Genomic DNA, 13308 nt, shown 5'->3' on the forward strand with positions numbered 1-13308 from the left:
GAGGGGCCACGGCCCCGACAGCTTTCGATACGCTCAGTAGACCCGCTTCGCCGGCGGCACGGCCTTGACTTCGTCGGTCATCGGATTCATGTGCACCGGCCGGAAATCGAAGCGCGACTTGCCGGCTTCGTCGATCCATACCAGGGTGTGTTTCATCCAGTTGACGTCGTCACGATCCGGATAGTCCTCGCGCGCCTGCGCACCGCGGCTCTCGAGCCGCTGTTCGGCCGAGTCCATCGTGGCCACCGCCTGCGACAGCAGGTTGGACAACTCCAGCGTCTCGATCAGATCGGAGTTCCACACCAGCGAACGGTCGCTGACCTTGACGTTCTTGAACATGCCGAACACTTCGGCGATTTTCTGCTTGCCTTCGGCCAGCGTCTCGCCGGTGCGGAACACCGCGGCGTCCTTCTGCATGGTGCGTTGCATGGCCATGCGGATATCCGCCGTCGACGTGCTGCCATTGGCGTTGCGCAGGGCATCGAAGCGGGCCAGCGACTGGTCCAGCACGTTGGCCGGGAGATCCTTGTGCGCCGCGCCCGGCTGGATCAGCTCGGCGCAGCGATGTGCCACCGCGCGGCCGAACACCACCAGATCGAGCAACGAATTGGAACCCAGACGGTTGCCGCCATGCACCGAGACGCAGGCTGCTTCGCCGATCGCGAACAGGCCCGGCACCACCGCGTCTACGTCGTCGCCGCGCTTCTGCACGACTTCACCGTGATAGTTGGTCGGGATACCGCCCATGTTGTAGTGCACGGTCGGCAATACCGGGATCGGCTCCTTCGTCACGTCCACACCGGCGAAGATGCGTGCCGATTCGGCGATGCCCGGCAACCGCTCGTGGATTACCTCGGGGCCGAGGTGCATCAGGTTCAGGAAGATATGGTCCTTCTGCTCGCCGACGCCGCGGCCCTCGCGGATCTCGATGGTCATTGCGCGGCTGACCACGTCGCGCGAAGCCAGATCCTTGGCGCTGGGCGCATAGCGCTCCATGAAGCGCTCGCCCTCGGCATTGGTGAGATAGCCGCCTTCACCGCGCACGCCTTCGGTGATCAGGCAGCCGGCACCGTAGATGCCGGTGGGATGGAATTGCACGAATTCCATGTCCTGCAGCGCAAGGCCCGCGCGCAGCACCATGCCACCACCGTCGCCCGTGCAGGTATGCGCCGAGGTGGCGCTGAAGTAGGCGCGACCGTAACCCCCGGTCGCCAGCACCACGGCCTGACCGCGGAAGAAATGCAGGGTGCCCTCGTTCATGTCCAGCGCAAGCACGCCACGGCAGACACCCTCGTCGTCGAAGATCAGGTCGATGGCGAAGTATTCGATGAAGAAGCTCGCGTCGTGCGCCAGCGCCTGCTGGTACAACGTGTGCAGGATCGCATGGCCGGTGCGGTCGGCCGCGGCGCAGGTGCGCTGTGCGGTGCCCTTGCCGTAATGCGTGGTCATGCCACCGAACGGACGCTGGTAGATCTTGCCTTCCTCGGTGCGGGAGAACGGCACGCCGTAATGTTCCAGCTCGATGATCGCCGCCGGTGCGTTCTTGCACATGTATTCGATCGCGTCCTGGTCGCCCAGCCAGTCGCCGCCCTTGACGGTGTCATAGAAGTGGAAGCGCCAGTCGTCCTCGCCCATGTTGCCGAGCGCGGCGGAGATACCGCCTTGCGCTGCCACCGTGTGCGAGCGGGTCGGGAATACCTTGGTGATGCAAGCGGCCTTGAGGCCCTTCTCGGCCAGGCCGAAGGTGGCGCGCAGGCCCGCGCCGCCGGCACCGACCACGATCACGTCATAGTCGTGTTGCGTGACTTTGTAAGTTTCCAGCTTGGAGCTTTCCATGAAATCCCGGCCTCGCGTCTATTCTTATGGGGTCAGCGCAATGCGCAGAACGGCGAGCACGCTTGCCAGCGCGCCCAGCACCGCGAGGAACTTGATCGCCACCATCAGGACCACTTCCTTCCAGCGGGTATGCACGTAATCCTCGATCACCACCTGCAGGCCGAGTACGGCGTGCCAGAACATGGTGAGCACGAAGGCGATCAGCAGTAGCGCGTTCCACGGCTTGGCGACGCAGGCACGCGCAGTGGCGTAGTCGGCATGCAACAGGCACAACACGATGACAACGAACCAGATACCGAGCAATACCAGCGCCACGGCGGTCACCCGCTGACTCCACCAGTGCTCCACCCCGGACTGGGACGAGCCGAGGCCACGGGCAACCTTCAAGGGATTGCGCTGATCTTTCACAACCGTGTCCTTCGCGCTCATGCCGCACCTCCGGCTGTCAGTACGTAAGCCCACACCAGCACCGTGAGGACGATGCTGACGATGACCGACAGCCAGCTGGAGCGCACGAACTGGGGGATCGCATAGCCGAAACCGGCGTCCTGGACCAGGTGACGGATGCCGTTGCACAGGTGATAGAACAGCGACCAGCTCCAGCCGATCAGCAGAATCGTGCCGATCGGACTACCGATGACGGCCTTGAAGTGATTGAAACTCTCTTCGCCGGCGGCAAGGTGCAGCAGGCCGGCAACCACCAGGAGGCTGCCAACAGCCAGCGCAATGCCGGTGGCGCGATGCAGGATGGAACTCATCATCTGCACTTGCCACTTGTAGACCTGGAGGTGCGGGGAGAGCGGTCGTTGCGTATCTGCCATGGCGGCTATCCTGAGTGGAATCGCTGATATCCGTGCCGCATCTTCCCTGCCCTAGATTCGCAATCGGCGACGAGCACCCATGCGGTCGTTCAGAAGTCGATGCAGCGCCCGTTCTTTTCCCAATCGCCGTAGCGGGTGGGATCAGGAACCGGCCGTTTCTCCGGCAGCTTGTCTTGCTCCGTGCGAGCAGGCACGGCAGTCGTTTCCGTCGAAACGGAAGCGGGTGTGGACTTGGCTGAGGAAGAGTTGTCGGACATGATTTTTGTAAGCCGGCAAAGGTTAATACTTGCGGCAAAGCAGCACAACCTCGACTGTACTTGAAACGCACGCCCCACTTGTGTTGCCGATATCCGCCCCTATCTCGACCTGTCATATGCCGACAACCCATCCTGCCGAAACCCTGTTGCTCGAAGGCCCCGACGCCACGGCGTTCGCGCACGCCCAGTTCAGCAGCAAGGTCAGCTCGCTCGCTGTCGACCATTGGCAATTCAGCGCCTGGCTCGATCCGAAGGGTCGCGTGCGCGCGTTCTTTCATCTGGCCCGGCTCGCCGACGACCGATACCTGCTTCTGTTGCGTGGTGGAGATGCCACGACGATGGTCCAGGAGCTGCAGCGTTTCGTGTTCCGTTCGAAACTCAGCTTGACTGCATTGCCAGCGCGCTCTCTTGCCACCGGACCGGCATTGCCTCTGCATGACATCGTTCATGGCGACGACATACTTTCGCTTGGTTGCAGCACGCACAGCATGATTGTCACCGTGGGAACCGGCGATAACGCGTGGCGATTGCCACAACTGCACGCCGGCTGGCCGTGGCTTGCGTCGCATCTGCTCATTGAATTGCTGCCTGGCGCATTGTCGCTGCAGCGCCTGCACGCAGTCGCCATCGACAAGGGTTGTTATCCCGGACAGGAAATTGTCGCGCGGCTGCATTTTCGCGGCGGCCACAAACGCCACCTGCACAGCGTCACATTGTCGCAAGCAGCAGACATCGGCGATGTGCTGCGTCGCGATGGTCGCGACGTCGGTTGCGTACTTGACGTGATCGCAACAGACAGTGGCGTCGACGCGCTGGTGGTGTTGAACGATGACTTCGCAGCGCAAGCTGACAGCGATCGTTCGTATGCGCTCGACAACAACATCGCCATCCATCCGCGTGCATCCTGGCCGGCGTGAGTCGCAAGAACGAGTGTGACTTGGTTGTCAGGACGGTCAATGAACTGTGAGCGTCAGCTAAACTTGCACCACTCGGCACTTGCCACCGGCGCACTCCGCCACTAGGCTCCGCCGATCAATTGACGCGGCATCCAAAAAAAAGGATGCCGAAGTACGCGACGAACCGGAAGAATCCGAATCGGCGCGACCCGGCAGCCACACCGCCGGATGGAACAACGCCTCGCAACCAACGAGTGCGTAGCAGTCGAAGGCAACACGGCCGAAGCAGCCGCGCAACGCCCGACCGGAACCAATCCCCCGAGCAACGGAAACCAACCGTCGTTCGCCCCGCCACAATCCCGTGGCAAAGCGCCTGACCACAAGTTTCGGTCAAGGCGATAGATCCAGGTGGAACGGCCTGCCCGCCCGTCCACCGCAACGGCGCACGAAGCTGCAGTCAGGCTTTGCGCGTACAGCACGTTGGAGGCAGAACCATGAAACTTTCCATGCTGTTGTGGCTGACGACATTGATGCCCCAGCCTGTTGCCGACCAGGCCTGCCTGGCCACCACGGTTTACCTGGAGGCCCGAAGCGAGTCGACCAATGGTCAGCTTGCAGTGGCCGAGGTTGCACTGCGACGCCGCGACCGCGGCCAGTGGGGCACCACGGTATGCAAGGTGGTGACCTCGCCGCATCAATTCGCGACCACCACCACACCCGGCACGTTCGAGCTCACCAACCTGGATGCCTTCAACAAGGCATGGAAAGTCGCTGGACGGTCGATCCACAACTGGCAGCTGCCGTTGGCGCAGCGACGCATGCTGGTGCCGCGCGCCGACCATTTCGCCACCACATCGATCTCACCCGCCTGGTCGCGCAACCGTCCCAGCGTAACCATCGGCGAACATGCCTTTTATGCAGTGAACTGATGCAGTAACCGGACAATCGCACATAAAAATGGCCCTCGCATGAGGGCCACTTTTGTTTTGGACGTCCATACGTATGGACGTCCATATAAATCAACAAGATCAACGTGCGTAGACGTGGTCGCCGCGAACCTCCACATAGTCACCGTTGCGGACACCGGCATCCTCGCGCTGTGTCACGGTCGCATACTGACCGTTGTCCAGCCGCACGACGATGCGCCATGCCGCATCGCTACCGCCATTGCGCTTGCCGACCTGATTGCCCACCACCCCGCCGGCCAATGCTCCGGCCACCGTAGCTGCCTTGCGGCCATCGCCCTTGCCGACCTGGTTTCCCAGCACGCCACCGGCAACCGCACCGATGATGGCGCCAAGCGTGCCGTTACCGTTGTTGCCGCTGGTATAAACCTGCTGCACATCCTGCACCACGCCGCAGGTCTGGCAACGAACGTTGCGGTTTCCATAACCGTTCTGCTGGCCCTGATAACCACGATTGTAATTGTTGCCGTACGGCGCCGTGGCACAACCTGCCAGAGCAAGGCCAGCCGTCATTGCCGCAGCAAGGGCAAATTTTCCAGTCAGTGCATTCATGGGAGTCGTTTCCTTCTCAGTGGGCCTGTTGCATCAGTGAGCGTCGGATACAGCCGTCACACCTTCCTGCACCTGCACCCTGTCGCCCGGATCGTGATCCATGCGGACCGTCCGGGTGACGCCGTTGTAGACGTAACGTACGTCGTAGCCGACAACCTTGCTGCTGGTGTTGTTGACCGTGCTGCATTTGCGCTCGACCGACGTCGTCACCTGGCCCTTCTGACGGCTGGCCTCGATGCGGTTGCCCGCATAGCCGCCGCCAACGGCGCCAGCCAACGTCGCCAGGGTCTTGCCCTTGCCACCACCCACCTGGTTGCCGAGCAGTCCACCCGCCACCGCGCCGATCGCAGTACCGGCGATGCGATGCTGGTCTTTCGGAGGCGCGGTGTGCGTCACCGTCTCGTCGTGACAGACCTGTTTGGGATTGTTCGCCGTCGAACGTACCGGGTCGACACTTACGACCTTGGCGTACTTCACTCCGTTATCGGCACTGGCACTGCCGGCATTGGTCCCGGCATCCGCGCTGAGGGTTGCTGCCGCGCCGTTCGCGCCCGCATCCGCATTGCGGTTACAGGCCGCCAGGCCCGTCGCCAGTGCTGCGGCGATGGCGATATTGAGTACATTGGTCATCAATCTGTTCTTCACGATCCTCTCCTCTGTTTTTTCTTCAAGGGTGCTGCCCCAAGCGTACTGCAGTGCACCGCAATAACCTGCGCCATCATTGGACCTTCGTCCAACTGAATCGGAGCTAGCTCGCAGTCGTGACATTATCTTCACGTACAGGTCGCAGAAATCTCTTGCAGTGCACGGAACCGCATCATGTCCACACTCGTCGACAGCCACGTCCATCTCGATGATGCCGCCTTCGCCGCCGATCGCGATGCGGTTTTGGCGCGTGCCCATCAGGCTGGCGTCGCAACCATGGTCGTTCCGGCCATCGACGCCGACAGCTGGCCACGGATCAGGACGCTTTGCGCAAATCATGCGGGGGTGCATCCCGCTTACGGGTTGCACCCCATGTTTCTATCGCACCATGCGCCGGCACATGTCGAGGCATTGTCTTCATGGCTGGAGGACAACCCGGTGGTCGCTGTCGGCGAGATCGGACTGGATTTCCATGTCGACGGTCTCGACCACGAACTGCAGCGCATGTACTTCACTCAGCAATTGGAAATTGCCCGCGAGCGGCAATTGCCAGTGATTGTCCATGCGCGAGACGCCCTGGAAGAAGTGAGCCTGACCCTGCGCCGAACCGGCAGCCTGCGCGGCGTGGTGCACAGCTTCTCGGGCAGTGAGCAGCAGGCGGGACAACTGTGGAAGATCGGCTTTCATCTCGGCATCGGCGGCCCGGTGACCTACCCGCGCGCACAACGTTTGCGACGCATTGTGGCGACGATGCCGATCGAGTTCCTGCTGCTGGAAAGCGACGCCCCGGATCAGCCGGATGCCGCGCATCGCGGCGAACGCAACGAGCCGGCGCGGATCGTCGAGGTGCTTCGCTGCATCGCCGCCCTTCGCGGGGAGTCCGAAACAGACATTGCCGCCGCAACCACCGCCAACGCGCGTCGCCTCTTCAGTCTCGGCGACTGCTGAGGCAGCTACTGCCGCGCCACATGAATCCGCGCTTGCACGCGGCCTCATGCGCTTGTTATATTTATTTCACCGATGAATTATAAATCAGTGAAATGGCTCGCTTGACAGATTGCATCACGATGATGGACGAAGGCATTGGACGGGTGAGCCAGATCATTCCGCAAATGCCCGCGGTCGAGGCACGCCTGTGCCGGCTCATGCTGATGATGGGAGGTGGTCTTGAGGAAGAGCTCGAATTCAAACTCAAGCCGCACAAGCTCAACCACAGCGAATTCCTGACCTTGATGATCCTGTACAGCCGACCCGACGGCAGTTCCACGCCGGGCGAACTGTGCGAGTACGCCACCCAGGGCGCAACCAACATGACACGCATCGCCAACGCGCTGGTGAAGCGCGGGCTGATCACACGCGGTGCCAGCGAGGAAGATCGCCGCCGCGTACTGATCCGCATCACGCCCGCTGGACGGCGTTTCGTGCAAAAGATGCTGCCGCCGATGTTTCCGCGTGTCGCGACCATGTTCGCCGGCTTCAGCGATACCGACAAGCGGCAGTTCAGCCGCCTGCTGCGCAAGTTGGCCGGCAACCTCGATCAACTGAGCGAAAACCGTCACTCATGAAGGAAGCTCCGATGAAGCATGTCCTGTTCCGCGGACGCATTGCGCTGGCCGCGGCGACGACACTGGTGCTGGCGGCCTGCGCCACTGCCCCGGCCAGGCTCGGCACACCCACGCTACGCGACGACGTGCCGCTCGCCGGACTGGAGGCGCCCACACGGGCCGGTTGGCCCGAGGCACAGTGGTGGCGTCACTATGACGATCCGCAACTGAATGACCTGATGGGCCGTGCGATGCAGGAGTCGCCGGACCTCGCGCTGGCACAGAGTCGCGTGCAGAACGCCGAACAGTCGGCGCGGCTCGCTGCGGCGCAGCTTGGCCTGTCGATCAACGGCAATGCGCAGATAGCACGTCAGCGGATGAGCGACCATGGGCTGATCCCCAGCCAGTTCCTCGGCTTCTCCTGGTACAACCAGGCCGATCTCGGCGTGCAGCTGCAATACGACTTCGACTGGTGGGGCAAGAAACGCGCGACGGTGGAGGCAGCCCTGGACCAGGCCCACGCCGCCGAGGCGCAGCGCAGTGCTGCTGCGCTGACCATCCAGTACGCCGTGGCCGACACCTACTTCGGTTGGCAAGCCGACCAGGCGCGTCTGCAGCTGACCGATCAATTGCTTGCCACCCAGCAACAATTCACCCACATCGCCGAGCTTCGCGTGCGCCAAGGCGTCGATCTGCCTGACGAGTCACAGAAGGCCTTGGCACAACTCGCGGCCGTGCGCGAAATGCGCGTAGCACTCGATGGGTCCGCAAAGATCCGCCGCGCCGCGCTCGCTTCCCTGCTCGGCATGTCGCCCGCGCAGTTGCCTGAGCTCAAGCCCCGGCCATTGCCGATCGTCGAACGCGGCCTGCCGGCGAACAGCGGCCTCGACCTCATTGCCCGCCGTCCTGACATCGCCGCCAGCCGTTGGCAGGTCGAAGCGGCGTTGAAGCAGACTGACGCGGCACGTGCCGAGTTTTTCCCCGACATCAGCCTCACCGCGCTGGCCGGCCTCTCCAGCATCGACATGGGCAAACTGTTCACCGCCGGAAGCCGTACATTCGCACTGACTCCCGCGTTGCATCTACCGATCTTCGAAGGCGGCTCGCTGCAGGCCAACTATGGCGTGAGCAAGGCCAGTCTCGACGCCGCGGTGGCCCAGTACAACAGCACCGTGCTGGCCGCTGCCCGCGAGGTGTCCACACAGGCACTCAGCGCCGAGCAGGTCGCCGCACGCCAGCACGAACAGCAAACGCAACTCGATGCCGACCAGCGACTGCTGGCCAACGCGCAGGCACGTGAACGACAAGGTGTGCGCGATGCCCGCGAAAGCCTCGGAGCAGAGGCGCAGTTGCTGCAACAGCGCGACGCCGCGGTTCAGTTGCAAGCACAGGCCTTGAGTACCGATCTTTCGCTGATCAAGGCACTCGGTGGCGGTTACCAGACTGCCACGCCGCCGAACACCCCAACCTCATCCTCTTCCCCTTCTGATACCGCCGGAGCCGCCCATCATGAGCGCCACTGAATCGGACAAGTCGTCTGCCGACACCAATGACAGCGGCATGGCCGCGAAGGATCCCGCCAAGCGTCGGCGTACGTTGCTGATCGTGGCCGGCATCTTCGTCCTGGCCGGACTTCTGTGGTTCCTGCTGTGGTTCTTCGTGCTGTCGACCCGGATGAAGACCGACAACGCCTATGTTGGCGGCAACCAGGTGGCGATTTCGACACAGGTGCCAGGGACAGTGGTGGCGATCCTCGCCGACGACACGCAACACGTCGAGGCCGGCCAGGTGCTGGTGAAACTGGACCGCACCGATGCCGACACGCGTCTGCAACAGGCACGCAGCGCGCTGGCGCAGTCCGTGCGCGGTGTACGCCAGCAGACCAGCTCGGCCAGTAGCGCCGACGCGCAGGTCGTCAATGCCAGGCTGGAACTCAAGAAAGCCGAGGCCGACCTCAAGCGTCGATTGCCGCTGATCACCGCCCATGCGGAATCCCCCGAAATCGTGCAGCACCTGCGCGATGGCGTGGAGCAAGCGCGCGCCGCCGTGAGTGCCGCCGAGGCGCAGTCGGCCGCCGCACATGCCGCGATCGAAGGCACCGATGTGGCGCAAAACCCGGTGGTGATGCAGGCCCGCGCGAATTTCCGTGCCGCCTGGGTCGCCGCACAGCGCAACACGATCTATGCGCCGGTGTCCGGCTATGTGGCCGAGCGCAGCGTGCAGCTGGGCAACAGCGTGCAGCCCGGCCAGCAGCTGATGACCGTGGTGCCGCTGCACGACCTGTGGATCGACGCGAACTTCAAGGAAAGCCAGTTGCGGCATATCCGCATCGGCCAACCCGCGAAGGTGGTGTCCGACCTCTACGGCAGCGATGCCGAGTATCACGGCAAGGTGATCGGCCTTGGCGCAGGTACCGGCAGCGTGTTCTCGCTGCTGCCGGCGCAGAACGCCACCGGCAACTGGATCAAGGTGGTGCAACGCGTGCCGGTGCGCATTGCGCTGGACAACAAGGAACTGGACAAGCATCCGCTGCGCATCGGCCTGTCCACCGACGTCACCGTCGACATCCACAATGACCAGGGCAGCGTGCTGGCCAACACCTCCACGCAGCCACCGGTGGCCCAGACCGACGTTTACGACCAGATGGCCAGCAAGGCCGATGCGGAAGCAGAGCAAATCATTCAAGCCAACCTGCCTCGCACCGCTGCGAACTGAGCCGAACCATGGCCGCCACGCCGAATGACACTACCTCCGACGCCGCCCCGCTGAAGCCGCTGCATGGCGGCCCGCTGGCGCTGCTCACCATCGCCGTCGCGTTCAGCACCTTCATGGAGGTGCTGGACATGACGATCGTCAACGTCGCGGTGCCGCACATCGCCGGCAGCCTCGGCGTGAGCCCCAGCGAAGGCACCTGGACGATCAGCTCCTACGCGCTGGCCAGCGCGATCATGCAGCCGTTGACCGGCTGGCTGGCGCGCCGCTTCGGCGAGGTGAAGACCTTCGTCGGTTCGGTGTTGATGTTCGTGATCTTCTCGATGCTGTGCGGCCTGGCCACCAGCATGCCGATGCTGGTGATCGGCCGATTGCTGCAGGGCGCCGGTTCCGGTCCGATGGTGGCGCTGTCGCTGACCCTGCTGCTGTCGAACTATCCAAAGGAGAAACAGGGCACCGCGCTGGCATTGTGGGCGATGACGGTGGTGGTGGCACCGATCTTCGGCCCGATCCTCGGTGGCTGGCTGACCGACAATTTCTCGTGGCCGTGGATTTTCTACATCAACCTGCCGGTGGGCCTGGCTGCCGCAGTGATCACCTGGGGCCTGCTGCGCAAGCGCGAGACGAAGACCTACAAGGCACCGATCGACATGATCGGCCTGTTGTTGCTGGTGGTCGGCGTGGGCGCCTTGCAATTCATGCTGGACAACGGCAACGACCACGACTGGTTCTCCTCGCCGATGATCCTGGCGCTGGGCCTCGTCGCGGTGATCTGCCTCACTTTCCTGATCGTGTGGGAGCTGCACGCGAAGCATCCGGTAGTGGATCTGTCGCTGTTCAAACAGCGCAACTTCACGGTTGGCGTGATCAGTCTCTCGCTGGGCATGTTCGCGTTCTTCGGCATCAACGTCGTGTTTCCGCTGTGGCTGCAGATCACGCTGGGTTACACCGCCACCTGGGCCGGCCTGGCCACGGCGCCGGTCGGCGTGCTGGCGTTCCTGATTGCGCCGATTCTGGGCAAGAACATGGACAGACTGGATCTGCGCGCTGTGGTGACGTTCGCGTTCCTGGTGTTCGCCGGTACCGCCTGGTGGTTCTCCACCTTCGACAGCTCGGCCTCGTTCGCCACCTTGGTGGTGCCTCGGTTCGTGATGGGCCTGGCGATCCCGTGCTTCTTCATTCCGCTGAACCAGGTCTACCTGTCGGGCCTGCCGGTGGACCAGATCGCCAGCGCCTCGGGCCTGTCCAACTTTTGCCGCACGATCGGCTCCAGCGTGTCGACCGCGATCATGGTGACCCTGTGGCAGCATCGCGGCGAGACCCATCATGCCGCCCTGACCGAGTACGTCAGCCCCGGCCACCCTGCAGCGACCGAGTTCATCGGCCAGCTATCGCATAGCGGACTTTCGCACACGCAAAGTCTGGGCGTAATCGACCAGTTGCTGACACGCGAAGCACTGACACTGGCGGTGAACGACGTGTTCTGGGCCTGCGCCATTCTGTTCGTGCTGCTGATTCCGGTGCTGTGGTTCGCCAAACCGCCGTTCGGCAGCGCCGGCGGCGCGACCGGTCATTGAGGAATGCTGCAGCCGGTGGCTGCAGCATGAACACCCGGCCTTGGCTGGTGCGGCGCAATATCTTCTGCTAGCGTTCGCCGCATGGCACAAACAAAACGCACTATCAAGAAGTACCCGAACCGGCGTCTCTACGACACGGAAATTTCCAGCTACATCACGCTGGAGGAAGTCCGCCAGCTGGTCCTGGACAACGAGGATTTCGAAGTCCGCGACGCCAAGAGCGGTGAAGACCTGACCCGTTCGGTCTTGCTGCAGATCATCTCCGAGCATGAGGACAAGGGGCAGCCGATGCTGTCGCCGCAGCTGCTCAGCCAGATCATCCGTTTCTACGGCAATTCGCTGCAGGGTTTCATGGGACCCTACCTGGAGCAGAGCCTGCAGGTGTTTCTCGATCAGCAGACGCAGTTCCGCAGCCAGCTCAACAGCCTGATGGGACAGACCCCGTGGAACACACTCACTGACCTGACCGAGCGCAACCTGGCCGCGTTCCAGGCCATGCAGCGCGGGCTGATGGACACCGCCGCCCAGGTTATCCCGACGCCAGGCGCCAGTGGCCGCAGCGGCAAGAAATCCGGCTGAATCCAGCTCGGCCGACGGCGCCCAACCACGCGCCGTCTCTATAAGTCTTTCCCCCGTTTTCCCCGATTTGACCGCTGCAGCACAACATGTGCTGCCCTGCGGCATGATCGAGTCAGTGGACGCATCGCCCATGAGCCAGGCCACCCCTCATCCACGTGTCGCGCTGGTCACCGGCGGCATCGGCGGTCTCGGTACGGAAATCTGCCGCCAGCTGGCCCAGGCCGGACGGCGGGTGATCGCGCTGGACCTGGCCTCGCGCGAAGATCGCGTGGCAACGTTCAAGGATGATATCGCGGGCTTCGACGGTGCCATCGCGTTCGAGCCGGCCGACGTCAGCGACTTCGACGGCTGCCAGCAACTGGTCGCCCGCCTCGAACAACAGCATGGCAGCGTCGATATCCTGGTCAACGCCGCTGGCATCACGCGGGATGCCAGCCTGCGCAAGATGACGCAGCAGCAGTGGCAGGAGCTGATGCGGGTGAATCTGGACGGAGTGTTCAACATGTGCCGCCACGTGGTCGAGGGCATGACCGTGCGAGGCTTCGGTCGCATCGTCAACATCAGCTCGGTGAACGGCCAGACCGGCCAGTTCGGCCAGACCAATTATTCCGCCGCCAAGGCGGGTGTGCACGGTTTCAGCATGGCATTGGCACGCGAGACCGCCCGCAAGGGCGTCACCGTCAACACCGTCTCGCCCGGTTACTGCGACACGCCCATGGTCGCCGCCGTGCCGGACGAGATCCGCGCGCAGATCATTGCGGGCATTCCGGTCGGCCGACTCGGTTCGCCTGCCGACATCGCCCGCGCAGTGGCCTTTCTGGCTGCCGACGACGCCGGCTATCTCACCGGCGTGAACCTGCCGGTGAACGGCGGATATTTCATGAGTTTCTAGGCGATTCCGGCAGCGCGGGATTGCAGTCGCGC

General features: G+C 63.1%; 15 protein-coding genes. 9 read left to right on the top strand and 6 right to left on the bottom strand.

The window, feature by feature from the left end; translation table 11 throughout:
* Positions 1 to 33: 33 nt before the first annotated feature.
* From sdhA to ACPPVV_RS11025, 4 genes are all read right to left on the bottom strand, one after another.
* Entirely contained in the window at positions 34 to 1821 is a 1788-nt protein-coding gene (gene sdhA, locus ACPPVV_RS11010) for a succinate dehydrogenase flavoprotein subunit (protein WP_426703220.1), read from the bottom strand.
* A gap of 39 nt (positions 1822 to 1860) precedes the next feature.
* Positions 1861 to 2265: a succinate dehydrogenase, hydrophobic membrane anchor protein gene (sdhD, locus tag ACPPVV_RS11015; protein ID WP_426699935.1), complete on the bottom strand. Its 405-nt coding sequence runs from the start codon at positions 2263 to 2265 to the stop codon at positions 1861 to 1863.
* On the bottom strand, positions 2262 to 2657 hold the full coding sequence (sdhC, locus tag ACPPVV_RS11020) for a succinate dehydrogenase, cytochrome b556 subunit (RefSeq protein WP_426699936.1): 396 nt from the start codon (positions 2655 to 2657) through the stop codon (positions 2262 to 2264). The genes sdhD and sdhC overlap by 4 nt, the downstream gene beginning before the upstream one ends.
* A gap of 89 nt (positions 2658 to 2746) precedes the next feature.
* Complete coding sequence (locus ACPPVV_RS11025; RefSeq protein WP_426699937.1) at positions 2747 to 2914, bottom strand: DUF1674 domain-containing protein; 168 nt, start codon at positions 2912 to 2914, stop codon at positions 2747 to 2749.
* Between the two features lie 116 nt (positions 2915 to 3030).
* On the opposite strand from ACPPVV_RS11025, the gene ACPPVV_RS11030 reads away from it, so the two are divergent.
* Together ACPPVV_RS11030 and ACPPVV_RS11035 are read left to right on the top strand one after the other, a co-directional pair.
* Positions 3031 to 3831, top strand: coding sequence for a YgfZ/GcvT domain-containing protein (locus tag ACPPVV_RS11030; protein ID WP_426699938.1), 801 nt, complete (start codon positions 3031 to 3033; stop codon positions 3829 to 3831).
* Between the two features lie 473 nt (positions 3832 to 4304).
* Positions 4305 to 4739: a cell wall hydrolase gene (locus ACPPVV_RS11035; RefSeq protein ID WP_426699939.1), complete on the top strand. Its 435-nt coding sequence runs from the start codon at positions 4305 to 4307 to the stop codon at positions 4737 to 4739.
* 99 nt (positions 4740 to 4838) lie between these two features.
* Here the strand turns inward: ACPPVV_RS11035 and ACPPVV_RS11040 are convergent, their stop codons facing one another.
* Together ACPPVV_RS11040 and ACPPVV_RS11045 are read right to left on the bottom strand one after the other, a co-directional pair.
* Entirely contained in the window at positions 4839 to 5327 is a 489-nt protein-coding gene (locus ACPPVV_RS11040; protein WP_426699940.1) for a glycine zipper 2TM domain-containing protein, read from the bottom strand.
* A gap of 33 nt (positions 5328 to 5360) precedes the next feature.
* Positions 5361 to 5957 carry a glycine zipper 2TM domain-containing protein gene (locus ACPPVV_RS11045; protein WP_426703221.1) on the bottom strand — a complete coding sequence of 199 codons (597 nt, stop codon included), beginning with the start codon at positions 5955 to 5957 and terminating at the stop codon, positions 5361 to 5363.
* 189 nt (positions 5958 to 6146) lie between these two features.
* Between ACPPVV_RS11045 and ACPPVV_RS11050 the strand changes: the two genes are divergently transcribed.
* The 7 genes from ACPPVV_RS11050 to phbB all read left to right on the top strand — a co-directional run bounded on the left by ACPPVV_RS11050 (position 6147) and on the right by phbB (position 13276).
* On the top strand, positions 6147 to 6920 hold the full coding sequence (locus ACPPVV_RS11050) for a TatD family hydrolase (RefSeq protein ID WP_426699941.1): 774 nt from the start codon (positions 6147 to 6149) through the stop codon (positions 6918 to 6920).
* A 92-nt stretch (positions 6921 to 7012) separates the two neighbouring features.
* Complete coding sequence (locus tag ACPPVV_RS11055) at positions 7013 to 7537, top strand: MarR family winged helix-turn-helix transcriptional regulator (protein WP_426699942.1); 525 nt, start codon at positions 7013 to 7015, stop codon at positions 7535 to 7537.
* Positions 7538 to 7548: 11 nt separating this feature from the next.
* Positions 7549 to 9039 (top strand): efflux transporter outer membrane subunit, encoded by a 1491-nt coding sequence (locus ACPPVV_RS11060; RefSeq protein WP_426699943.1) that lies wholly within the window; start codon positions 7549 to 7551, stop codon positions 9037 to 9039.
* Positions 9026 to 10231 (top strand): HlyD family efflux transporter periplasmic adaptor subunit, encoded by a 1206-nt coding sequence (locus ACPPVV_RS11065; RefSeq protein WP_426699944.1) that lies wholly within the window; start codon positions 9026 to 9028, stop codon positions 10229 to 10231. The genes ACPPVV_RS11060 and ACPPVV_RS11065 overlap by 14 nt, the downstream gene beginning before the upstream one ends.
* Positions 10232 to 10239: 8 nt before the next feature.
* The gene (locus ACPPVV_RS11070) at positions 10240 to 11805 is read left to right on the top strand and encodes a DHA2 family efflux MFS transporter permease subunit (RefSeq protein ID WP_426699945.1); all 1566 of its coding nucleotides are present in this window, start codon (positions 10240 to 10242) and stop codon (positions 11803 to 11805) included.
* A gap of 81 nt (positions 11806 to 11886) precedes the next feature.
* The gene (phaR, locus tag ACPPVV_RS11075) at positions 11887 to 12384 is read left to right on the top strand and encodes a polyhydroxyalkanoate synthesis repressor PhaR (protein ID WP_426699946.1); all 498 of its coding nucleotides are present in this window, start codon (positions 11887 to 11889) and stop codon (positions 12382 to 12384) included.
* 130 nt (positions 12385 to 12514) lie between these two features.
* Positions 12515 to 13276 (top strand): acetoacetyl-CoA reductase, encoded by a 762-nt coding sequence (phbB, locus tag ACPPVV_RS11080; protein WP_426699947.1) that lies wholly within the window; start codon positions 12515 to 12517, stop codon positions 13274 to 13276.
* Positions 13277 to 13308 lie beyond the last annotated feature (32 nt).

Source organism: Rhodanobacter sp. Col0626, assembly GCF_049994385.1.
In the GTDB taxonomy this organism is placed as follows: Bacteria; Pseudomonadota; Gammaproteobacteria; order Xanthomonadales; family Rhodanobacteraceae; genus Rhodanobacter.